Annotated in this window: 17 protein-coding genes; 7 read left to right on the top strand and 10 right to left on the bottom strand. The window is 66.8% G+C overall.

Going from position 1 to position 21,477, the window contains the following annotated elements:
• Positions 1–166 precede the first annotated feature (166 nt).
• Together C7H84_RS03510 and C7H84_RS03515 are read left to right on the top strand one after the other, a co-directional pair.
• Entirely contained in the window at positions 167–1,132 is a 966-nt protein-coding gene (locus C7H84_RS03510; RefSeq protein ID WP_121857434.1) for an ABC transporter substrate-binding protein, read from the top strand.
• Between the two features lie 52 nt (positions 1,133–1,184).
• Positions 1,185–2,279: an LLM class flavin-dependent oxidoreductase gene (locus tag C7H84_RS03515; protein WP_121857435.1), complete on the top strand. Its 1,095-nt coding sequence runs from the start codon at positions 1,185–1,187 to the stop codon at positions 2,277–2,279.
• A 119-nt stretch (positions 2,280–2,398) separates the two neighbouring features.
• Here C7H84_RS03515 and C7H84_RS03520 read toward each other — a convergent pair whose 3' ends face one another.
• The 7 genes from C7H84_RS03520 to C7H84_RS03555 form a co-directional block, all read right to left on the bottom strand.
• Positions 2,399–3,331: an ABC transporter substrate-binding protein gene (locus C7H84_RS03520; protein WP_121857436.1), complete on the bottom strand. Its 933-nt coding sequence runs from the start codon at positions 3,329–3,331 to the stop codon at positions 2,399–2,401.
• A 34-nt stretch (positions 3,332–3,365) separates the two neighbouring features.
• Positions 3,366–5,165: an amino acid ABC transporter permease/ATP-binding protein gene (locus C7H84_RS37535; protein ID WP_121857437.1), complete on the bottom strand. Its 1,800-nt coding sequence runs from the start codon at positions 5,163–5,165 to the stop codon at positions 3,366–3,368.
• Between the two features lie 60 nt (positions 5,166–5,225).
• Complete coding sequence (locus tag C7H84_RS03530) at positions 5,226–6,584, bottom strand: LLM class flavin-dependent oxidoreductase (RefSeq protein ID WP_121857438.1); 1,359 nt, start codon at positions 6,582–6,584, stop codon at positions 5,226–5,228.
• 176 nt (positions 6,585–6,760) lie between these two features.
• Complete coding sequence (locus C7H84_RS03535; protein WP_121857439.1) at positions 6,761–7,702, bottom strand: ABC transporter substrate-binding protein; 942 nt, start codon at positions 7,700–7,702, stop codon at positions 6,761–6,763.
• Positions 7,703–7,777: 75 nt separating this feature from the next.
• Positions 7,778–8,338 carry a GNAT family N-acetyltransferase gene (locus C7H84_RS03540; RefSeq protein WP_121857440.1) on the bottom strand — a complete coding sequence of 187 codons (561 nt, stop codon included), beginning with the start codon at positions 8,336–8,338 and terminating at the stop codon, positions 7,778–7,780.
• 462 nt (positions 8,339–8,800) lie between these two features.
• Positions 8,801–9,724, bottom strand: a complete 924-nt coding sequence (locus C7H84_RS03545) for a recombination-associated protein RdgC (protein ID WP_121857441.1) — start codon at positions 9,722–9,724, stop codon at positions 8,801–8,803.
• Between the two features lie 328 nt (positions 9,725–10,052).
• Positions 10,053–10,667, bottom strand: coding sequence for a c-type cytochrome (locus tag C7H84_RS03555; protein WP_121857443.1), 615 nt, complete (start codon positions 10,665–10,667; stop codon positions 10,053–10,055).
• A gap of 395 nt (positions 10,668–11,062) precedes the next feature.
• On the opposite strand from C7H84_RS03555, the gene C7H84_RS03560 reads away from it, so the two are divergent.
• Both C7H84_RS03560 and C7H84_RS03565 read left to right on the top strand, forming a co-directional pair.
• Complete coding sequence (locus C7H84_RS03560; protein WP_121857444.1) at positions 11,063–11,347, top strand: hypothetical protein; 285 nt, start codon at positions 11,063–11,065, stop codon at positions 11,345–11,347.
• 381 nt (positions 11,348–11,728) lie between these two features.
• Positions 11,729–12,799: a zinc ribbon domain-containing protein gene (locus C7H84_RS03565; RefSeq protein ID WP_121857445.1), complete on the top strand. Its 1,071-nt coding sequence runs from the start codon at positions 11,729–11,731 to the stop codon at positions 12,797–12,799.
• 58 nt (positions 12,800–12,857) lie between these two features.
• On the opposite strand, the gene C7H84_RS03570 is transcribed toward C7H84_RS03565, so the two are convergent.
• The 3 genes from C7H84_RS03570 to C7H84_RS03580 form a co-directional block, all read right to left on the bottom strand.
• Complete coding sequence (locus tag C7H84_RS03570) at positions 12,858–13,892, bottom strand: succinylglutamate desuccinylase/aspartoacylase family protein (RefSeq protein WP_121857446.1); 1,035 nt, start codon at positions 13,890–13,892, stop codon at positions 12,858–12,860.
• 233 nt (positions 13,893–14,125) lie between these two features.
• Complete coding sequence (locus tag C7H84_RS03575) at positions 14,126–14,401, bottom strand: hypothetical protein (RefSeq protein ID WP_121857447.1); 276 nt, start codon at positions 14,399–14,401, stop codon at positions 14,126–14,128.
• A 336-nt stretch (positions 14,402–14,737) separates the two neighbouring features.
• Positions 14,738–16,288, bottom strand: coding sequence for a sensor domain-containing diguanylate cyclase (locus C7H84_RS03580; RefSeq protein ID WP_121857448.1), 1,551 nt, complete (start codon positions 16,286–16,288; stop codon positions 14,738–14,740).
• A gap of 322 nt (positions 16,289–16,610) precedes the next feature.
• Between C7H84_RS03580 and C7H84_RS03585 the strand changes: the two genes are divergently transcribed.
• The 3 genes from C7H84_RS03585 to C7H84_RS03595 are packed head-to-tail and all read left to right on the top strand — an operon-like array spanning position 16,611 to position 21,438.
• Entirely contained in the window at positions 16,611–19,487 is a 2,877-nt protein-coding gene (locus C7H84_RS03585) for a molybdopterin cofactor-binding domain-containing protein (protein WP_121857449.1), read from the top strand.
• Positions 19,484–20,182 (top strand): (2Fe-2S)-binding protein, encoded by a 699-nt coding sequence (locus tag C7H84_RS03590; protein ID WP_121857450.1) that lies wholly within the window; start codon positions 19,484–19,486, stop codon positions 20,180–20,182. Before C7H84_RS03585 ends, C7H84_RS03590 begins: the two co-directional genes overlap by 4 nt.
• A complete protein-coding gene (locus tag C7H84_RS03595) occupies positions 20,179–21,438 on the top strand; it encodes a cytochrome c (protein WP_121857451.1) in 1,260 nt (419 codons plus the stop codon). Before C7H84_RS03590 ends, C7H84_RS03595 begins: the two co-directional genes overlap by 4 nt.
• Positions 21,439–21,477 lie beyond the last annotated feature (39 nt).

A 21,477-nucleotide genomic window follows, 5' to 3' on the forward strand; every position in this document is an offset into this window, starting at 1 on the left:
CACTTCATAAAAGTTTTGCATCTTTCGATAGAAGAATATTGCGTTTGTCTCATGACGCCGATCAACGTATCGTCACCGGTTCCATCCCGTCCGCCGGCCATCGCGTCGCGCGGGCCACAGGGCGCCGCCATCGCGCGGCCGCCCGCCAACCTCCGGGGAGATCACGTTGTTGAGCCGAATCGTCACCGCGCTGCTGCTCGCGCTCGCCGCGCAGCCGGGCATCGCGAAAGACACCGTCACGCTGCGTGTCGGTGAACAGAACTACTTCAACATCCAGGCGTCGATGGAGGCGTCCGGCGTGTTGAAGGACCTCCCTTACACGATCGAGTGGAAGCACTTCCAGGCCGCCGCGCCCGTCGCCGAGAGCCTGAACGGCAATGCGATCGACGTCGGCTTTCTCGGCGATTCCGCGCTGCTCACGCTGGCCGCGCGCGGCGCGCCGGTGAAAGTGGTCGCGGTGTCGAGGCAGAGCCTCGACGGCGTCGCGATCCTCGTGCCGAAGGACTCGCCGGTTCGCACCGTCGCCGACCTGCAGGGCAAGACCATCGCGGTCTGGCGCGGCGCGTGGAGCCAGCAGCTCGTGCTGCGCGCGCTCGAACATGCGGGCTTGCGCGCCGATTCCGTCAAGTACGCGTACCTGATGCCGATCGATGCGACCAACGCGCTCGCGAACGGCTCGGTCGACGCCGTGTCGTTGTGGGAGCCGTTCGTCAGCACGCTGGCGCTGCGCCAGGGCGCGCGGCCGGTCACGACCGCGCAGGGGCTGATGCCCGCGCTCAGCTTCGTCGCCGCGAACGAGCAGGCGGCGACGGGCCGGCGCGCGGAGATCACCGACTTCCTGAAGCGCGTGGTGGCGGCACGCCAGTGGGTCGACAGTCATCCGCGCGAATACGCGGACCTGTGGGCGAAGCGCGCGAAGCTCGAGCCGGACGTCGCGTACCGCTGGCTCAACAACGCGCACCAGCGCGTCGGCCCGGTCGACGACACGGCCGCGAAGGATGCGCAGAACACGGCCGATTTCCTGCACAAGGCCGGCGTGATTCCGGTCGCGTACGACACGACGAAGCTGCTCGACCGGTCGTATGCGGGCGCGTTCGCGATGCCCGCGCAAAAGACGGCCGCCGCGCAGTGAGCGTTCGGCCGAACCTGCGAATGCTGATCGACAACCAGAAGGACAGCCCGACATGCCAGTCGACATCATCGGCATGATCACCGCGACGCCCGGCGCGGAGGTCGACGTACCGGGCGGTGCCGCCGTCCAGCCCGACTACGTGCGGCGTTTCGCGCAGGCGCACGAGGCCGCCGGCTTCGACCAGATCCTGGTCGGCCATTTCAGCAATGCGGCGGACGGCTTCATCGTCGCGTCGTTCGCGGCGGCCGCGACCGAACGCATCCGCCTGCTGCTTGCGCACCGGCCCGGCGTGATCGTGCCGTCGGCCGCCGCGCGTCAGATCGCGACGCTCGACGTGTTCAGCGGCGGACGGCTCGCGCTGAACGTGGTGTCGGGCGGCGACGATACCGACCTGCAGCGCGACGGCGATTTCGTGCCGCACGACGCGCGATATCGCCGCACCGGCGAGTATCTCGACGTGCTGAAACGCATCTGGCTCGCCGGCGCGCCGGTCGATCACGACGGCGACTTCTACCGGCTGCGCGGTGCGTCGCCGGTCGTGAAGGGCGCGCAGCGGCCGCACGTGCCGATCTACTTCGGCGGCTCGTCGCCGGCTGCGCTCGCCGTAGCCGGTGAGCACGCAGACGTCTACATGACGTGGGGCGAACCGCTCGCATCGGTGCGCGAACAGATCGCGCGCGTGCGGGCCGCTGCCGCGCCGTTCGGACGCGCGCCGCGCATCAGCGTGTCGTTCCGGCCGATCGTCGCGGATACGGAAGCCGCCGCGTGGGAGAAGGCCGAAGCGATTCGCGAGCGCGTGCGCGCGGCGCGGCTCGCGAACGGGCAGCCGATCGACGGTCATGCGCCGCAGAATGCAGGTTCGCAACGGCTGCTGGCCGCGGCCGCGCAGGGCGACGTGCTGGACGAACGGCTGTGGATGGGTGTCGCGAACCTGACCGGCGCGCGCTGGAATTCGACGGCGCTCGTCGGCACGCCCGAACAGGTCGCGCGCGCTCTCGGTGCGTATTACCGGCTCGGCGTGTCGACGTTCCTGATTCGCGGGTTCGATCCGCTCGACGATGCGCTGGATTACGGACGCGAGCTGATTCCGGCGATACACGCGCATGTCGCGGAACTCGATCGGGAGCGTGCGGCGGTGACGGTGTAGGCGAAGAAGGCCCGAAACGCGGTTCGCCCCGGTATGTCCATCACGGCATGCCGGGGCGATTTCGTTTGATGCACCGCCGTGCGCGACGGTGCGTCGGTCCATCGAGTCGGTCCATCGAATCAGAACGACGGCAACCCCGGCGGATTCGTCTCCGCACGCGCGACCGCCTCGCTCTGCAACCCCCAGCGCGCGAGCGCCTGCTGGTAGCGACCGTTGCCGATCAGCCCGTTCGTCGCGAGCGTCAGCGCCGGCGCGAGCCCGCTGCCGCGGCGCGTCGCGATCGCGACGTCCGCATTCGCCGGCCAGCCCGCGTTGACGACACCCACCCGCCGGATCTTGCCGTCGCGGGCGGCCTGGTACGCGAGCGACGCGTTCGGATTCAGCTCGGCATCGGCGCGCCCCGACAGCAGCGCGATACGCGACGCCGCATCGTCGTCGAAGTACAGCAGCTCGGTCGCCTTCAGCCCCTGCGCGACATTGCGCCGGCTCCATTCGAGCAGGATGCGCTCCTGGCTCGTGCCCGCGCCGGTGATGATGCGCAGGCCCGCGACGTCCTTCGGCTCGGCGATCTTCTCGATCGGGCTCGCGGTGCGCACGTAGAAGCCGTGCAACCCGAGCCGGTAGGTCGTGAAGTCGTATTTCTCCTTGCGTTTCTCGGTCACGCCGACGTTCGAGATCACCGCGTCGTACTTGCCGGACGTGAGCCCGAGCGGCCAGTCGGCCCACGCGATCGGCAGCAGGACCAGCGTGCGGCCCAACGCGTCGGCGACGAGTTGCGCATAGTCGGGATCGGCGCCGACCACGGTGCGTGCGTCCGTCGCGAAGGTCGACACGGGCGGCGCGTGCGGCGCGATCGCGACCGTGAACGCGCCATCGCGCACCCAGCGGTAGTTGCTGGCCGCGCGAATCGCCGCATCGTCGCGCGATGCGCGAATGCGGCCGGCCTGGCGCGGATCGAGGTCCGCCGTCGCGGCGGCGGCCTCGGCCGCATTCCACCGCAGCGCGGCGGCTGCCGCGAGCGCGGCGGTCATGAACTGGCGTCGGTCGATCATCGGAGATTGCCTCGCAGGAAATAAGCGGCACGCATCACAGCACCCGCGACAGGAAGGCGCGCGTGCGCGGATGGGCCGGCGCATCGAGCACGACCGACGGCGGCCCCGATTCGACGACGCGGCCGCGCTCCATGAACAGCACGTTGTCGGCGACTTCGCGCGCGAAGCCGATCTCGTGCGTGACGATCACGAGCGTGGTGCCCGAGCGCGCGAGTTCCTTGATCACGTCGAGCACTTCGTTGACCAGTTCGGGATCGAGCGCCGACGTCGGCTCGTCGAACAGCAGCACCTTCGGCCGCAACGCGAGCGCCCGCGCGATCGCGACGCGCTGCTGCTGGCCGCCGGACAGCTGGCGCGGGTACGCATCGGCTTTATCGGCGAGGCCCACGCGCGCGAGCAGCGTGCGTGCGGTGCGCTCGGCGGCCTCGCGCGTGGCGCCGGCCACCGCGACCGGCGCCTCGACCAGGTTCTCGAGCACCGTCAGGTGCGGAAACAGGTTGAAGTTCTGGAACACCATGCCGACCGCGGTGCGCCGCTTCAGCACGTCGCGCTCCTTCAGCTCGTGCAGCACGTCGCCGTCGCGCCGATAGCCGATCAGTTCGCCGTCGATGTCGATGAAGCCGTCGTCGACGCGTTCCAGATGGTTGATCGTGCGCAGCAGCGTCGACTTGCCGGAGCCGGACGGCCCGACGATCACCGTCACGCTGCCGCGCGGCGCGACGAACGACACGTTGTCGAGCACGCGCTGCATGCCGAACTGCTTCGAGACGTTGTGCACGGCGACTTCGCCGCCGCTGCGCAGCTCGGGAGCGGCCGCGGCCGCGGTTGCGGTTGCGCCGTCGCCCGTTGCGGCGGCGGCCGCTGCGTTGCGTGCCGCCGCACGCCGCCACAGCGCACTGACGCACGCCAGCACGAACGTCAGCGCCGACGGCGGCGGGTTGCGCAGCGCGCCGCGCGCGTAGTGGCGCTCGATCTGCACCTGGATCGCGGACAGCACGGTCAGGATGATCAGATACCAGACGGTCGCGACCATCAGCAGCGGAATCACTTCGAGATTGCGCCGATAGATCACCTGCACCGTGTAGAACAGCTCTGGCATCGCAAGCACGTACACCATCGACGTGCCTTTCGCGAGCGAGATCAGGTCGTTGAACGCGGTCGGCAGGATCGCGCGCATCGCCTGCGGCAACACGATCCGCGTGGTCTGGCGGCCGCGCGGCAGGCCGAGCGCGGCGGCCGCTTCGAGCTGCCCCTGATCGACCGCGAGAATGCCGCCGCGAATCACTTCCGCGGAAAACGCCGCGTGGTTCAGCGTGAGGCCGAGCACGGCCGCGAGGAACGGGCTGATCAGGTCGGTGGTCGGCGTGTCGAACCACACGATGTCGGTAAGCGGCACGCCGAGCCGCACGTGTTCGTATAGATAGCCGAGGTTGTTGAGGATCAGCAGCAGCACGATCAGCGGGATCGACCGGAACAGCCACACGAAGGTCCACGCGCTCGCCGCGAGCACGCGCGAGCGCGACAGCCGCGCCAGCGCGACGAATCCGCCGAGCACGAAGCCGAACACCGCGCCGAGCAGCGTCAGCAGCAGCGTGCGTGCGAGCCCGGACAGCACCGGCGGCGACAGGAACCATTCGGCGAACACCGGCCAGCCCCACTGCGGGTTGCCGAGGATCGAATACAGCGCGAGCGCGATCAGCACGAGCGCGAGCACGGTGCCGGCCGTGCGCGCGCGGTGCCGGGCCGGCACGATCCGCAGGTGCGTGGCCGCGTTGCGTGCGCCGGGCGAAGAGAGCGGCGGCAGCGCGCCGCCGAGATGGGTCGTGTCGCTCATGTCGGTGAAGGTCCTCGATCGAATCGGTCGGACGCGCCGCGCGCGGGCGGCGCGGCGGCGTTACGCGTGCGCTTCGGCCGCGTCGTCCTGTTGCCGCACCGCGGCGGGCGTCGCATGGCGGCTCGCCTTGCGCGGCAGGCCGAGGTGGTCGCGCAACGTGCTGCCCGGCAGCTCGCGGCTGTAGCGCCCGCGCGCCTCGAGTACTGGGATCACCAGGTTGACGAAGTCGTCGACGCCCTGCGCCTGCACCGGGAAGCCGAGGATGAAACCGTCGCCGGCGCCGGCGTCGTGCCAGCGGATCAGTTCGTCGGCCACATGCTCGGCCGTGCCGATGAAGTTCGGGCGCGGCGTCGCGACGGCGAGCGCCGTCTCGCGCAGTGTGAGCTGCTTGCGCTGCGCGTCGGCCTTGATCCGATCGGTGGTCGAGCGGAAGCTGTTGCGGCCGAGGTCGCCGAGCTCGGGGAACGGCGCATCCAGCGCGTACTGCGTGAAATCGTGATGATCGAAGTAGCGGCCGAGATACGCGAGCGCCTCGTCGATCGTCAGCAGGTCGCGGATCGCCTGGTATTTGTCTTCGGCCTCGGCGGCCGTGCGCCCGACGATCGGGCCGATGCCGGGGAAGATCTTCACGTCGCCGGGCTGCCGCCCGTGCTCGACCGCGCTCTGCTTCACGCGCCGCGTGAACGCGGCCGTTTCGTCGAGCGACGGCGAATGCGTGAACACGGCGTCCGCATACTTGCCCGCGAGTCCGATGCCCGTGTCGGACGAGCCGGCCTGGAAAATCACCGGCTGCCCTTGCGGCGAGCGCTGGATGTTCAGCGGGCCCGCGACGTTGAAGAAGCGGCCGTGATGGTCGAGCGTGTGGAGCTTCGCGCGATCGAAGAAGCGGCCGGTCGCGCGATCGCGCACGAACGCGTCGTCGTCCCAGCTGTCCCACAGTCCCTGTACGACTTCGAGATATTCGTTGGCGATCTCGTAGCGCAGTGCGTGATCGGGATGCGTCTTGCCGAAATTCTTCGCGGTGCCTTCGAGCGGCGTCGTCACCACGTTCCAGCCCGCGCGCCCGCCGCTGATCGTATCGAGCGATGCGAGCTGGCGTGCGACCGTGAACGGCTCGCTGTACGACGTCGAGATCGTGCCCGCGAGGCCGATCTTCTTCGTCGCGACCGCGAGCGCCGACAGTACGGTCAGCGGTTCGAAACGGTTCAGGAAGTGCGGGATCGACTTCTCGTTGATGTAGAGGCCGTCCGCGACGAACGCGAACGCGATGCCGGCGGCTTCCGCCTTGCGCGCGATGTCGATCGCGAAGTCGAGGTTGATGCTCGCGTCCGGCGGGTTGCTCGGGTGCCGCCACGCGTTCATGTGGCTGCCTGCGCCTTGCAGCATCAGGCCGAAGGGAATCGATCGTCGGGTCGTCATGGGAGCGTCACGGGTTCTGGTCGGGGGAATGGGAACGAAGGGCGCGGTCGGCCGAGAAAGCCGCCTGCGCGTCGGCGGCCGTCGTGCCATCGGCGATCGGGCTCTTGTCCGGCAATGAAAGCGAATAAGGCATGGTGGTCGGCGTTCGTCTGCGCAACGCGTGGAAGGGTCGGCGCTCAGCTCTTCGGCAAGCCCGGCGGGTTCGTGCGCGACTGGTCGATCGCTTCGGACGCGAGGTTCCAGCGGTCGAGCACCTGCTGGTAGCGGCCGTTCTTGATCTGTGCGTTCAGCGCGACGGTCAGCGGATCGGCGAGCCCGCTGCCGCGGCGCGTCGCGATCGCGATGTCGGCCGTGCGCGGCCAGCCGCCGCTGATCGCGCCGACGAGCCGCGTCTTGCCTTGCTGCGCGCTCTGGTACGCGAGCACCGAGTTCACACTGAACACCGCGTCCGCACGGCCTGACTGCACCGCGACGATCCGCATCGCCTGGTCGTCGTAGTACTGGATCTGCACGGGTTTCAGCCCGTGCGCGATGTTCTCGCGGTCCCACGCGAGCAGGATCTTTTCCTGGTTGGTGCCGGCGTCGGTCACGATGCGCAGCCCCGCGACATCCTTCGGCTCGCGGATCGACTGGATCTTGCTGTCGTTGCGCACGTAGAACCCGACCTGATCCTTGCGGTAAGTCGAGAAATCGAACTTCTGCTTGCGTTCCTCGGTGACGGTGACGTTCGAGATCACCGCGTCGACTTTCCCCGATTCGAGCGCGAGCGGCCAGTCGGCCCAGGCGAGCGGGACGATCTTCAGCTTGCGGCCGAGGCTGTCGGACACGAGCTGGCCGACGTCCGCGTCGAAGCCGATCACCGTGCGCGCGTCGGTCGCATAAGTGCTGATCGGCGGCAGGCTCGGCGCGACGCCGATCGTCAGCGTGCCGGCTTCGGTGAATTTGAACGATTCGGGCACCGCGCGCTCGACCGCCGCATCGGCGGTGCCGCGCGGCCGGCCGCGTTGCTCGGGGCTCAGGTCGAACGTCGCGGCGGCCGCTGCGATCGCGGTCACGCCGATCAGCGCGGCGGCCAGCGTGCGGATCGCGCGCGGCGTGAAGGGTGCGGTTCGTTGCATGGATGTGTCCTGTTGTTGTCGTGTGGTTGCGTTGTTGCGTTGTCGTCGGGCGTGGAGGTGGCTGGCGCGTTCTGTTCAGCGCGGCAGCGCCGCTTCAGGCAGCGGTGCCCACAAGTCGGCGAGCGTCGACGTGCGCGACGGATCGGCGAGATCCTTGCCGAAGCGCAGGTGGAAATACGCTTCAGGGTCGATCGACGAATCGAACAGCCGCGTATAGCCGGTGCGGTCGTACAGCGCCCATGCTTCGGGCTGGCGAAAGCCGGTGGTCAGGTACACGCGCCGATAGCCCTGCTGCGCGGCACGCAGCTCGAGGGCGTCGACGATCACGCGCGCAAGGCCCTGGCGGCGCAGGTCCGCGCGGGTCCAGATGCGCTTGAGCTCGGCGGTCTGCGCGTCGTAGCGCTTGAACGCGCCGCCGCCGATCGTTTCGCCGTCGCGCAGCAGCAGCACGAATGCGCCGTCGGGCGGCGCGAACAGCTCGGCCGGGTAGCGCGCGAGCTCGTCGCGCGCGGACGCGCGGCTGTCGGGACGGTATGCGTTGTAGCGCGTCGCGTATTCGTCGATCAGCGCATCGATCAGCGGCTGGGCGCGGACGTCGAGCGGCGTCGTGTCGATGAGGCGGTCGTTCGTGGCCATGGGCATCGCGAAGGGCGCGCGATGCGGACGTTCATGGCGGGTTGCGGCCACGCGGCCCGTCCGGTCTGTTCCGTTATCGCGACGCGGTTGTCGTGATGACGGCGGCCGCTGTGCTTCGTGCGAGGCATCCGGCGTGCCGCCGCCGTTTCGAACACGTTAGCGGCGCGGCCGGGAAAGGCGAACGAAGCAATTTCGATAAGGATTTCGAGGAGGGTGGAAGAAGGCTTGCAGGGGGAGTGGGGTGGGGCGGCCGCGGAGGGAATCGCGGCCGTTTGGTGTGTGTGCTACGTAGATGAGCGGCGCGGGTGTTGTCGTTGCCATGCTCTGCCGGCCACGCCGGTTCGGGGCCCGGGAGCGCCGCGGTCGCGACCCGTCGCCACGGTGGCGACGGACCGCTTCGAATCGTCGCGTCGGCGCGAAGCCCCGCCGTCGCGGGGCAATGATCCTCGACGACGATGGCGTTCAGGCTGCTGCCGCCTGCTGAATCGAGTCGTGCTGTTCGCCACCGAGGATATCGACAAGACCGGTCAGCATCCGCGCCAATTCACCCGTCATCAGCGTGACATCCGAATCGAAGCGTTCATCGTCATTCTGCGCGGTAGGATCCGCCGCTTCCTTGATCACGTCGAGCGGCGTGACACGCTTGATCGTCAGCGACGGAGTCAGCACGAACGAGATACGGTCATCCCAGGTCATCGCGAGGCGCATGCATTGTTTGCCGGCTTCGATGTGCCGGCGCATGTCGTTCGCTTCCAGCGCGTGGCCGACGTATCGCACCGTGGCGCCGCCTTCGCCGCTCGAGCGCAACTCGGCGTCCTGATCCACGGTGAATCCGCCCGGCGCCTCGCCGGACAACAGCCAGTCCGTCATCGCGGCGACCGGCGAACGCGCCACATGAACGCCCGCGAGCGGCAATTGGTCGATCGATTTGACGAGCAGGCTGCGAACGTCGTCGGCAAGCGCCTGCGCCGCCGCATCGATGACGAGCCAGCCGTTCACCGTATCGATCCACACGCGGGTATCGCGGCGGATGCTGAACGCGCGCGGCAGCAGCTCGTCGGTCACCTGCTCCTTGAGTTCGCGCAGCTGTTTCCGGCCAGGCTTGAAGCCCTGCTGCTCCTCGACTTCAAGCGCACGCGCTTTGGTGACCTGATTGACGACCGACGCCGGGAGCAGCTTCTTTTCAGTACGAAACAGCAGCAGCATCTGCCGGTTGATCGAATACACGAGCGCGCCGTCGTCGCGCGGCGAAGCCCATCCGGCGCGCTGCATTTCGACGCTGCTGCCCGGCTGGAACGCGTGAGGCGCCAGCCATTTTTCCATCTGGTCGGGGGTGACGGCCCAAGGTGCGGGAAGACGATGAAGCTGAAGGTTCTTGAACCACATAGGCGTACGGGCAAAGCGCGTCATTCTATCTGACGGTGGGGCTTGGCGGTCACAAACGGACGTTCGACGTGATGACCTGAATCGTTGACAATTGTGGTCGAAATGACTCTCCGCAGCTTGGAAGGAAGACCATGGGATACGACGTCCGCGTCACTCTCAGGGAAAACTGGTTCGACGAACGCGGACCAAAAATTGATATCGACGAGTGGAAAGCACTTGTTCTGGCCGATCCAGATATGCGTCTCGATGGGTGCGCGAGTGCAGTTGTTGGCGACGGCAGTGTTCTCCGTGTGGATCAGAGCCCGCCAACCCGCCATGCGGGAAAATCCTATTTAGACTGCAGATAGACCGCCACGGCCTTGGCTTGTTCGTCATTCAAGGTATGAGCCACTGCGCTCATCACGGGCGCATTGGCACGCGTACCGTTTTTGAAAACCTCAATCTGATGCAATAGATACTCTTTATGTTGCCCGGCCAGCCGCGGGAATGTGCCGGCCCCCTGGGCCTCTGCGCCGTGACATGATGCGCAAGCTGGTACGCCCTTATCCGGCACGCCACGTTCGAAGATTTCCTGCCCTCTGGCCATCAAGGTGGCATCTCCAGTCGCGCCGCGCGTTGCCGGCTGGTGCGAGAAATAGTCGGCCAGCGATTTGACGGCGCCGGCATCCAGCAGCGCGGCCATACCCCACATGTAATCGCGGGCGGTATTTTCGCCGCGCTTGTGCTCGCGGAATCCCTTCAACTGCGCTTCGATGTATTCGGGTGTCTGCGCATTAAGCTTCGGAAACATCGGCGATTCGCTACGCCCGCCTACACCGTGGCAGCCGGAACAAATCTGCATGGATATGCGGGCGCCATCCTGGCTTTGTGCGAGGGCTGACGTCCAGGCGAGGCCAGCGGCGGCAAGCAACCCGATTAAGGGCGTTCGTAGACCGAGCATCATTTTTTATCAGCCTTGTCCGCAAGTCGGGCGGAGGGAAGAGATCGACCCGTCTAGTCAGCATATGATCTTTCCCAACTCAACGCATAGGGAAAATTGAAGGCGGACGTGTTCTGCCGCACAGGCGAACGGTACGCGGTTGTTGCTACGAGCAGCGGCGCTTGAGCAACGGACGTCCGTGAGCCCAGGCCGAGTCGCCCCTGTGGGTCCGCCCACTGGCATAGTGCTGGCAACGGCCAAGCAGTAGCCGGCTAGTTGACGGGAGCAAATGACCGTTGTTCCTTTGGAACCGGCCGGTGGAACTTCTCCTGGTAGAAGGGCGGCTTTGGGTCGGCACGCGTCATACCCAGTTACCATGCGAACGCAGCACGCGCCCATTCCTCGACGATTGAAACCCGATGGAGCAGGTAATGAAAACAAATAGGGTCGTATTGATTGTCGGGATTTGTGGGAGCCAAGCTTTCGGAATGGCGGGAACATTGGCATTCCTGTTGTTCAAAGAATTCGCACTCCTCCCCGTTTTTTGGACCTTCGGCCTCGCGGCAAGTTATATTGCAAATCGGATTTGCAGAACGGACGAAGCCGTTGCCATGTCATTCCGGCGTCTGCGCCCGTATCACTGGTCTTTAGTCATGGTCAGCGGGATACTCCTGCTGCTGGTGCTGCCACGTACTTTTCATTAGGAGAGGGGAATTTTCCAAAGAGATCGATTAAATAAAGGGGTGCCTGTGACACAAAAAAACGTCCCATGGGCATTGTCCATAATTTCGATCTTTATGATTTTCAATGCTGTTCTCATGGCATTTATCGTGCGCAGGTCCATCGAAACCGGTGTCGCCAGCGCTTTAGTTAAAGGTCGAATAATTCAATCCGTCCGCTCGGTCGATCCCGCTGGATTCGAACGAATTGTCCATGGGCTATCTATATTAGGCTGGGTCTCTGGAATTCTTGGTGCAATTGGGCTGATAGCAATAGGGAGGCTCGCGCTCCCGAGAGAACGAGACAATCGACGGTTGCATCAAGATTGACGAAAATGGAAACCCTTCCAGCAAAGGAAAAAAACAATGATGACTTCCGGCGACGGCCTGACCAGCCCAGCGCGGCTCCTGCGACTCGCCTCATGGGCGATCGCGATCGTCTTCGCCGTCTTTCTGAACATGCTCGGCAGTCTCGTGATCCGCGACATGGCGTTCGCCCCGAGGGGTGGTCCGCCGGCCATCGAGCAATTCGCCGATGCTCCGTTAAAAGCGCGACTGGACTCAGCGCGGCGCCAGCTGCATGCGCAGCGCGATGCGCTTGGCGAGAAGGTCGACACGATGGAAGTGGCGCGCGGCCGCGCCGCGAAGGAATACGCGGCCGAGAAGGAAAGTTTCCGCAACTGGCTGGCAACCCGCTCGGTGACAGGCGACAGTGCGAGGGACCCGGACATTCTGGCCAGAACGCGCAAGCTGGATGCGCTCCAGGCAGTCGTGGTCAACTGGCAGCATCAGATCGATGCGATCGGTGACCAGCAACGGGCACTGGCATCGCAGCAGAGTCAAGTGGACGCGCAAATCGCCGAAGTGGACGCAGCAGCGGAACGGCGCTTCGACGCGGCGACCCGACACTACGAGATGCAAGTATTCGGGCTGCGGCTTGCGCTGACGTTACCGATCCTGCTGGTTGCGACCTGGCTGTTCATCCGCTACCGCAAGGCGCGCTACTGGCCGTTCGTGTACGGTTTTGGCCTGTTTGCATTGAGTGCGTTTTTCATTGAACTGGTCCCGTACTTGCCGAATTTCGGCGGCTATGTCCGGGTGCTGGTCGGCATCGTGCTGACGGTATTCGCCGGTCTTTACATGATGAAGGCATTTCAGCGCTATGCCGAACGCAAACGGCTCGAGTTGCAGCAGGATCAGGGAGAACGCGCCCGCACGATCGGATACGAAAAAGCCGTTCGCTCGCTCGAAAAAAAGCGCTGCCCGTCATGCGACAAACAATGGAATCTCGGCGGCAACGACTCCACGTTCTGCGTACATTGCGGACTGAGGCTTTTCAATGTATGCGGATGCGGTGGCCGGAATTTCTTCTTCTTTCCGCATTGCCATCAATGCGGCGTTGCGCAGGGAAATGAGTCGCAGGCGTCATCCGACTGACGGTCAGCGTGCAGGCTCTGGCGGCGTACGACAGTCGTGAACACGTCAGCCGGGTTCCTCACCTGATGATCCGCGGAGGCGTCGATGCCTCCGCCAGCTGGAACAGGCAGTCTCCGCGCCGCACCTGCGCGGGCACGCGCTTGCACACCACTTCGCCGTCGCCCTTGAACCGATGCAGCACCGGCTCACGCAGCGGCGTATCGGGGAAATGCACCCAAGCGGCCGGCTGTCCGGCCTTCACTTGATCGCCGAGTTCGACGAGCGGTTCGTACAGCCCGCGTTCGTACGCGTAGACGAAGTGCCGATCGCCATCGACACGCAAGAACCGCGTAACAGTCGGCGGCGCATCGGGCACGAGCGCGCCGTGCAGCAGACCGATATAGCCGAGGTAATGCAGCAACCCATGACGCCCGAGCCGGATCAGCGACGGATCGGCCATTCCCGCACCGCCGAGTTCGGTCACGATCGAGATCGCGCCTTGCCGGCGCGCGGCCGATGCCGAATGCACGGGGTTCGGCGCATGCAGCAGCGCATTCGGCAGCCCGAACGCGACGAGCAGCCCATTCAGCTTCGCGGCTTCTTCTTCGTCGAGCGGATCGATCGCGAGCATGTTGCCGCCTTGATACAGCAGCGAACTGCCGCCCGAATGCAGGTCGACCAGATACTGCGCACGCGACAGCAGCGCATGCTCGATGTAGTGCGCGATCATCTGCGTCGGCGTGCCGGTCGGCTCGCCGGGGAAGCTGCGGTTCAGGTTGCCTTCGTCGAGCGGCGATACGCGCAGGCCCGCGTCGGCTGCGGGGAAGTTCGCCATCGGCAGCAGGATCAGTTGCCCTGTGACCATCTCCGGATCGATCTCGCGCATCAGTTGCGACACGATGATCTGGCCTTCGTATTCGTCGCCGTGGTTGCCGGCCATCACGAGCGCGACGGGGCCGTCGCCGTTGCGGATCGACGCGATCGGGATCGGCAGCCAGCCGTACGCGGAGCGATGAACGGAATGCGGCAGGCGGAGGTAGCCCGCATGCTTGCCTTGCGCATCGAGATCGATTTCGCAGTGAATGGGATTTCGGTGTGAGGAGGAAGCGGTCATGGTGGCATCGTTCAATGAACGGAATCTGCCATCTTATCGGGAAACGACTGCTGCGCGGCGTGCCAGCCGTCGGCCATGCCGAACACCGTCAACGCACCGGTGCGCGCACGCGCGACAGTTGCTACCGGAACAGACGCGCGCGATGTTGCAGCGCTGAAACGCACGCCGGCTTGCGGGCATGCCGTATCGCGCGTCAGCCCCTTGTCGCGGCGGGGCCGGCGCGCGCGATCGCGTCAGCGACCCGATGTTTCAGCCTCGATACGGCCTTCTTCCCACAGTGACCAGAAACGGCTGCCGGCGCGATACGGATTCGCGCGTCGCGCCGCATGATCGGCGACACCCTGGCGAAACGCGCCGTACAACGTCAGCGGCGGGTTGGCCACGCACGCGGCTTCACGGGCGGCGGGCATGCGGCGCTCGGAAACGAGCCGCCGGATCAGCGAGGCGCCGTCGATCACGTCGAGTTGATCGATGCTCTCTGCGTGGCTGAGGACTTCGACGGTATTCATGTGTGGGCTCCCTGACTTGCTGTTTCACAGTCAAAGAGCAATAAGGGTGCCAGCCACGAAATACCCCGCGCCGCCGCGATCGTGCGGGCTTCTGCGGCGAACGTGACGCGCGGCGCGGGCCGATGTTACGGAACACGTCACGTGACACGGGCGCGCACGGCGAAACACGAGCATCCAAGCGAACACTGCGCCGGAGCGCGCAAAGGGTTGCGGAATTGAATCGGGGGAAGCGTAGGGGAATGCGACGAATGCGGGGAAATCGACGAACTCGCGGCAACCGGTAGCGGCAACGCACGCGCTGTGACTCCGCGGCTTCGTGGCTTCGAGGTGCCGCGATCAACTCGCGGCCACGGGCGCCACGCGATTGCTGCCGGCCGAATAGAAGCGATAGATCCCCTTGCCGGCCGACTTCGCGTCGTACAGCGCGCTGTCGGCCTGGCGGATCAGTTCGTCGGGCGAGCCGTGCCCGTCGTCGAGCGCGATGCCGATACTGATCCCGAAGCTGACCGTTTCGCCGATCGACAGCGTGTACGGCGCCGAAACCTGCCGGATGATTCGAGCGGCGAGGAGCGAACACGCGTGCATCGTGGTGGCGTCGAGCACGACGACGAACTCGTCGCCGCCGACCCGCGCGGCCAGTTCGCCGGGCGACAGTGTCTTGCCGAGCCGCACTGCCACCTGCGCCAGCACTTCGTCGCCGGCCTGGTGGCCGAAGCGGTCGTTGATTGCCTTGAAGCCGTCGAGGTCGAGGTACATGACAGCCAGCGTCGGGCTAGGCAACCGCGGCCGATGCGCGAGCATCCGCTTAAGTTGCGCATGCAACTCGTGGCGGTTCGGCAAACCCGTCAGCGCATCGTGCCGCGCGAGGTGCCGGATGTGTTGCTCGGTACGGCGGCGCGCGGTGACGTCCTCGACGATGATCACCGCATTGCCGTCCGGTACGCGATGGCGCGTGAGTTCGAGCTGGCGGCCGTCGGCGAGCGCGATGTCGAACGGCATGGGTTCGTCGCGGGTCAGCCAGACCGCGCACTGTGCGGCGAGGCCGGCATTGTCCGGATCGGCGACCGCATTCCTGCCGAGCGCCGCGACGACGTCCGGCAGCGGCGTGTCGAGCATGATTTCGCGCGGCGAGCCGAACAGCTGCGCGGTGCGCCGGTTCGCGACGATCACGCGACTCTCGCCGTCGATCATGCACAGGCCGTGCGGCATGTAGGTGAGGGCGGCGTCGAAGCGCGCGACGAGTTCCGCGTTGCGCTGGCGCGCGGCGATCAGCGCCACCAGCACGCGGTAATGGCGCTGGACGACCGTGCGCATCGCGGCGAGATAGATCAGGAGCGGCGGCAGCAGCAGCCATGCGCCGGGCCGCTCGACCAGCAGCGCGCCGACGCCGATCGGCACGACGCCGAGCGTGACCTGCGTCATCGCAAGCCGCGGCAGCGCCGCATTGCGCGAGGCGATCCCGCCGAACACGCCGCCCGCGACCATCACCGCGAGCGTACCGAGCTCGACGTCGGGTGCATCGACGCAGCCCATCACGCCGAGACCGAGCACGAAGCACGCGGCGAGCGACACCGGCGCATAGTGGCGCGCCCAGTATTCGGCGCGATCGTCGCCGGCGGCGCGCCGTACCGCATAGGCACGGGCGATCGCGAGCCGCGTGGCGAGCAGGCCGACGTCGACGACGAGCCACACGAAACACCAGAGTTGTTGAAGGCGGATCAGCGCGATCGCCGCGACGAACGCGCTGGCGAGGCCGGACAGTGCCATCGGGCGCACGTCCTCGAACAGCGTGACGAGCATCGACGGGCGCAGCGCGGCCGTCACGCGGTGAGTGCCGCAGGGGGGAGTGGCGAGAACGGCGTTCAGCAGGCATGCCTTGACTGCCATGGCTTCTTTGACCTCGACACGATGCAATTCGTTGCCGGCGGTTGCGCTCGGCACGTGGCGGGATGACCGGTGCGCCGGATGCGCACGACATTACCATGAAACATCGGCCGAGCGGGCCGTGCGCGGCGCGTCGCCAGGCAGCCGCAAACCACCATTCGCGACCGCGCGCCGCAGCCCGTCCGAATCCCGTTATAAGAAATTCAATAAGTATTTCATGCGAGAAATACTATAGGCGATATATCTAAAACAATGCCAGAATGCGCGCCGCTCCGAACGCGCGACACCCGATCGCCGTCCGAGCCGCATCAGGAGGTTCCCCCCAATGAAAAACCACGGCCTGTCACGGCGGGGTTTTCTGAAAGCCAGCGTGCTGGCGGGCGTCGCGGTCTACGTCGCGCCCATCGGCAGCCGCGCGTTCGCGGCGCTCTTCGAAGAAAAACTCCTCACCCCGGTCAAATGGGATAGCGTCACCGGCATCCCCCAATTCCGCATCGACGGCATCGCGAAGGTCACGGGCTCGAAAGTGTTCGCCCGCGACGTGCGCGCAGCCGACATGCCGCACTGGCCGCAGCAGCAGTCGCACGCGCTGATCCTGCGCGTCGCGCAGGCCGATCGCATCTACGAAGGCTTCGACCTGTCGCTGCTCGGCGACGAACTGAAGCCGGACCGCGTGGTCACGGCGGACGATCTCGCACGCGACGGCGTCGCGTTCCCGACGTTCTACGGCGACGACATGCTGTTGCCCGCCGGCAAGACGCCCGCGTATCTCGGCCATGCGGTCGCGATTCTCATCTATCACGACTTCGCGCGCTTCCGCTTCGCGAAGAACGCGCTGAAGTTCCGCGACGACGTGATCCGCTACGGCGCGGTCACGGGCCCGCTCGAGCGCGATCCGTGGGGTACGTTCCGCTACGTGCGGGTAGGCGGCAAGACGGCCTACGACGACGATGTCTATTCGAGCCTGAAGGACGCGCCGATCTTCCCGAGCATGATGCGCAAGCATCTGCCGGTGTGGCCGGACGGCAAGGAGCACGGCAAGCTCGACGAACAGGGGATGTTCCTCGCCGGCCAGATCGCCGCCGAACTCGACCGCCCGTCGGCCGACTGGCTCGTGTTCGAGCGCGAGTACAACACGCAGTCGGTCGACACCGCCGCGCTCGAACCAGACAACGCGAACTGCTGGTACGACGCCGCGACGCAGTCGCTGCACCTCGTCGTGCCGACCCAGTCGCCGCTCGAAGTCGCGGAGAACGCGGCCGCGATGGTCGCGAAGTGCCGCTTCCCGGTGAAGAAGCTGTTCGTGCACCCGTGCTACACCGTCGGCTACGGCTCGAAGGATCACTGCAACGTGCCGTTCTACGGGCTCGTCTGCGCGCTGTACGCGGACGGTCGTCCGGTGCGGTTCGCGAACGACCGCTACGAGCAGTTCCAGACGTCGCTGAAGCGCCACGCGTTCAAGATGCGTTATCGGATCGCCGTCGACCGCAACACGGGCCTGCTGCAGTCGTTCAAGGGCGACTTCGAGGCGAACGGCGGCGGACGCTCGAACTTCTCGCCGTCGGTCGCGATGGTCGGCGCGACGGCCGCGCAATCGATCTACTACTTCCCGAAGAGCGATCTTGCGGCGGTCGCGATCGCGTCGCGCGCGATCGACGCAGGCTCGGCGCGCGGCTACGGCACGCTGCAGAGCATGGCCGCGACGGAGATGGCGGTCGACGAGATCGCCGCGCAACTGAACATCGATCCGATCGAGTTCCGGCTGCGCAACGCGCTGCGTTCGGGGATGAAGAACACGCAGGGCGCGATTCCGGCCGGCGCGCTTCGCGTCGACGAAGTGCTCGAGCGCGCGAAGCAGCACCCGCTGTGGACGCGTCGCGCGGCACGCAAAGCCGAATTCGAGGCGGCGAACCCGGGCAAGCGCTACGGCGTCGGCTTCGCGTGCGTGCAGAAGGACTTCGGCACGGGTGCCGAGGCCTCGTTCGCGAAGGTCGAGTTCGACGAGAACGGCAAGGTGTCGCTGCAGCACACGGCGGCCGAGATCGGCACCGGGATGTCGACGTCGCAGGCCGTCGCGGTCGCGAAGTGGCTCGGCCGTCCGGCGACCGACGTGCGCGTCGCGGTGACCGAATGGCCCGACCTGCCGGTCGAGACGAACGGCGATCCGTACCTGATGTCGCAGGCCGACCAGGATCGGCTGAGCGCGAACCCGCGCTGGTCGCCCGGCTATGCGTCGCCGTCGAGCGCGACGAACTCCGCGTACTACTTCACGCACAGCACGCGCGAAGCCGCACGTGCGGTGTTCCGCTACGGGCTGTGGCCGGCCGCGATGTCGATCTGGACGCGCGGCCTCGGCGGCGGCCAGGCCGCGCCGTACACGATCCGCATCGAGGACGCGCGCTGGGTCGACGGCAAGCTGACCGCCGACGGCCTCGAGCCGCTGACCTTCGAGCAGCTCGCGAAGCAGGCGCATGCGCTCGGCCTGCCGACGGGCGCCGTCGTGCACGTGTTCAATCGCTGGCAATGGACCGACGCCGAGTTCGACGTGGGCGGCGCGGTCGATCGTCTGCCGATCGACGGGTTGTCGCTGCGCGTCGGCGCGCCGAAGACGGGCGACGACGGCCCGATCCCCGGCACCGCCGCGCCGGCCGGCGCGACCGCGCTGCGCGGCACGCTGGCGCCGACCGTGAACGGCTATCGCGTGCTGGACCGCAAGCGCGTGTTCATCCCGCCGACGAGCCGCAACAACGCGGCCGTCACGTACTACACGGCGGTCGGCACGCTCGTCGAGCTGGCCGTGCATGAAGCGACCGGCAAGGTCGAGCTGCTCACGCACCACTCGATCATGGAGTGCGGCAACCAGATCTCGCCGCGGCTCGTGTCGGGCCAGCTGCAGGGCGGCCTCGCGATGGGCATCGGCCATGCGCTGCACGAGTATCTGCCGCTTTACGAAGACGGCCCCGGCAACGGCACGTGGAACTTCAACCGTTATCAGCTGCCGCGCGCGACCGACGTCGCCGTGTGGTCGCAGACGGGCGACATCCTGCCGCCGCTGTCCGAGACGGATCCGCCGAAGGGCGTCGCCGAAGTGGTGATGATCCCCGTCGTCGGCGCGATCGTGAACGGCATCGCGCACGCGATCGGCCATGGTTTCACCGATTTGCCGGTGACCCCGCAAAAGATTCAGGAGGTGCTCGCATGACGACCGCCCAAACCGCCGCGTCGGCCGCGAGCGCCAGCGCGGCTGCGACCGCCGCATCCGCGCCGGATGCGGCTTCCGCATCCACGGTGCCCGCTGCTTCCGCTGCACCCGCTGCGGCTTCGGCCGCCGTCGAGCGTCCGCTCGTGCGCTTTCAGCAGAAGCCGCTGTCGGTGCACATCAACGGCAAGTCCGTCGGCCCGATGCAGGTGCCGGAAGGGCTGATGATGATCGAGTTCCTGCACGAGTACGCGGGCCTCACCGGTTCGCGGCTCGGTTGCGGGCAGGGCATCTGCCACGCGTGCGTCGTGATCGTCGACAAGCCGGACGGCACGAGCGAGGAGATGCGCACCTGCATCACCGGCGCGCACTTCTTCCACGGCCGGTCGATCCGCACGATCGAAGGCCACGCGAAGCGCAACGAAGCCGGCGAAGTGGTCGAGCTGTCGCCGATCCAGCAGAAGTTTCTCGAGCACTTCAGCTTCCAGTGCGGCTACTGCACGCCGGGCTTCGTCAACGCGGCGACCGTGCTGATCGAGCGCCTGAAGCGCGAGCCGATCGCGAAGGCCGACGTCGAGCGCACGATCACCGACGCGCTGAACGCGCACATCTGCCGCTGCACGGGTTACGTCCGTTACTACGAAGCCGTGAAGGACGTGATCTTGACGACGCCGGGACTCGTGAAGGAAGCCGCATGAAACGCACATTCGCCCATCGTGCCGCGCGGGCCGCAGGCCTGCCCGCACTCGCGGCCGCCTGCGCGCTGCTGCTCGCTGCCTGCGGCGGCCACGACGCGTCGGTGTCGAGCGCGGCATCCGGCGCACCCGGTGCCGACCAGGTTGCGCGCGGCCGCTATCTCGTGAAGGCTGCCGACTGTGCGGCGTGCCACACCGCGAAGGACGGCGCGCCGTTCGCCGGCGGGGCACCGCTCGAATCGCCGTTCGGCACGTTCTACGGCTCGAACATCACGCCCGACAAGGATCACGGGATCGGCAACTGGAGCGCGGACGACTTCTACGCCGCGCTGCACGACGGCAAGGCGCCGGGCAAGCGGCTGTATCCGTCGATGCCGTACACGTCCTACCGGCAGCTCACGCGCGCCGATTCCGACGCGATGTTCGCGTACCTGAAGACGGTGAAGCCGGTCGCGCAGGAAAATCGCGCGCATGAACTCAAGTTCCCGTACAACCTGCGCTTCGGCATGGTGTTCTGGGACATGGTGTTCCTGAAGGACAGCCTGCCCGACGCGTCGAGCGGCCAGTCCGCCGACTGGCAGCGCGGCCGCTATCTGGCGGGCGCGCTCGGCCACTGCGCGGAATGCCATACGCCGCGTGCGTTCACGGGCCAGCTCGACGGCGCGAAGCCGTTCGCGGGTGCCGCGCTCGGCCGCGTGGCCGCGCCGGACATCACGCCGGCCGGTCTCGCCGCGCGCGGCTGGACGGGCACCGACCTGCAGACGTTCTTCGGTGTCGGCATCGCGCCGCAAGGCTCGGCGTTCGGCGAAATGTATCCGGTCGTGCACCTGAGCACGCAATACATGACGAAGGAAGACCTGCGCGCGCTGTCCGTGTACCTGCTCGGCGATACGCCGCCGGCGCCGCAGCCGGTGAAGCCGGTGTCGGCCGACGCCGCGCAGCTCGCGGCCGGCCGTTCGGTGTATGTCGCGGTGTGTGCGGGCTGTCACGGCTTGAACGGCGAAGGCAAGCCGCACGTCGCGGTGCCGATGAACGGCAATTCGACGCTGCGTCAGGCCGACTCGCGCAACCTGCTGGTCGCGATGCTCGACGGCATCGACGAGCAGAAGTTTGCCGGCTTCGAAAACCTGCAGCCGATGCCGGGTTTCGCGCACACGCTGAGCGACGACGAACTCGCGCAGCTCGCGAACTACCTGCGCGCGACGTGGGGCGGCCAGCCCGCGAGCGTCACGCCGGCCGACGTGAAGGCCATGCGTTAAGCCGTCGAGCGGCAGGGCGGGGCGTCGCGCGCAATGCTG

This window comes from Burkholderia sp. Nafp2/4-1b (assembly GCF_003635165.1).
Classification (GTDB): Bacteria; Pseudomonadota; Gammaproteobacteria; order Burkholderiales; family Burkholderiaceae; genus Burkholderia.

What these genes read in the sequence shown, in the direction of transcription:
- C7H84_RS03515 (WP_121857435.1), top strand. Translation starts at nt 1,185, where the DNA reads ATGCCAGTCGACATCATCGGCATGATCACCGCGACGCCCGGCGCGGAG.
- C7H84_RS03520 (WP_121857436.1), bottom strand. Translation starts at nt 3,331, where the DNA reads ATGATCGACCGACGCCAGTTCATGACCGCCGCGCTCGCGGCAGCCGCC.
- C7H84_RS37535 (WP_121857437.1), bottom strand. Translation starts at nt 5,165, where the DNA reads ATGAGCGACACGACCCATCTCGGCGGCGCGCTGCCGCCGCTCTCTTCG.
- C7H84_RS03530 (WP_121857438.1), bottom strand. Translation starts at nt 6,584, where the DNA reads ATGACGACCCGACGATCGATTCCCTTCGGCCTGATGCTGCAAGGCGCA.
- C7H84_RS03535 (WP_121857439.1), bottom strand. Translation starts at nt 7,702, where the DNA reads ATGCAACGAACCGCACCCTTCACGCCGCGCGCGATCCGCACGCTGGCC.
- C7H84_RS03540 (WP_121857440.1), bottom strand. Translation starts at nt 8,338, where the DNA reads ATGGCCACGAACGACCGCCTCATCGACACGACGCCGCTCGACGTCCGC.
- C7H84_RS03545 (WP_121857441.1), bottom strand. Translation starts at nt 9,724, where the DNA reads ATGTGGTTCAAGAACCTTCAGCTTCATCGTCTTCCCGCACCTTGGGCC.
- C7H84_RS03555 (WP_121857443.1), bottom strand. Translation starts at nt 10,667, where the DNA reads ATGATGCTCGGTCTACGAACGCCCTTAATCGGGTTGCTTGCCGCCGCT.
- C7H84_RS03560 (WP_121857444.1), top strand. Translation starts at nt 11,063, where the DNA reads ATGGAGCAGGTAATGAAAACAAATAGGGTCGTATTGATTGTCGGGATT.
- C7H84_RS03565 (WP_121857445.1), top strand. Translation starts at nt 11,729, where the DNA reads ATGATGACTTCCGGCGACGGCCTGACCAGCCCAGCGCGGCTCCTGCGA.
- C7H84_RS03570 (WP_121857446.1), bottom strand. Translation starts at nt 13,892, where the DNA reads ATGACCGCTTCCTCCTCACACCGAAATCCCATTCACTGCGAAATCGAT.
- C7H84_RS03575 (WP_121857447.1), bottom strand. Translation starts at nt 14,401, where the DNA reads ATGAATACCGTCGAAGTCCTCAGCCACGCAGAGAGCATCGATCAACTC.
- C7H84_RS03580 (WP_121857448.1), bottom strand. Translation starts at nt 16,288, where the DNA reads ATGGCAGTCAAGGCATGCCTGCTGAACGCCGTTCTCGCCACTCCCCCC.
- C7H84_RS03585 (WP_121857449.1), top strand. Translation starts at nt 16,611, where the DNA reads ATGAAAAACCACGGCCTGTCACGGCGGGGTTTTCTGAAAGCCAGCGTG.
- C7H84_RS03590 (WP_121857450.1), top strand. Translation starts at nt 19,484, where the DNA reads ATGACGACCGCCCAAACCGCCGCGTCGGCCGCGAGCGCCAGCGCGGCT.
- C7H84_RS03595 (WP_121857451.1), top strand. Translation starts at nt 20,179, where the DNA reads ATGAAACGCACATTCGCCCATCGTGCCGCGCGGGCCGCAGGCCTGCCC.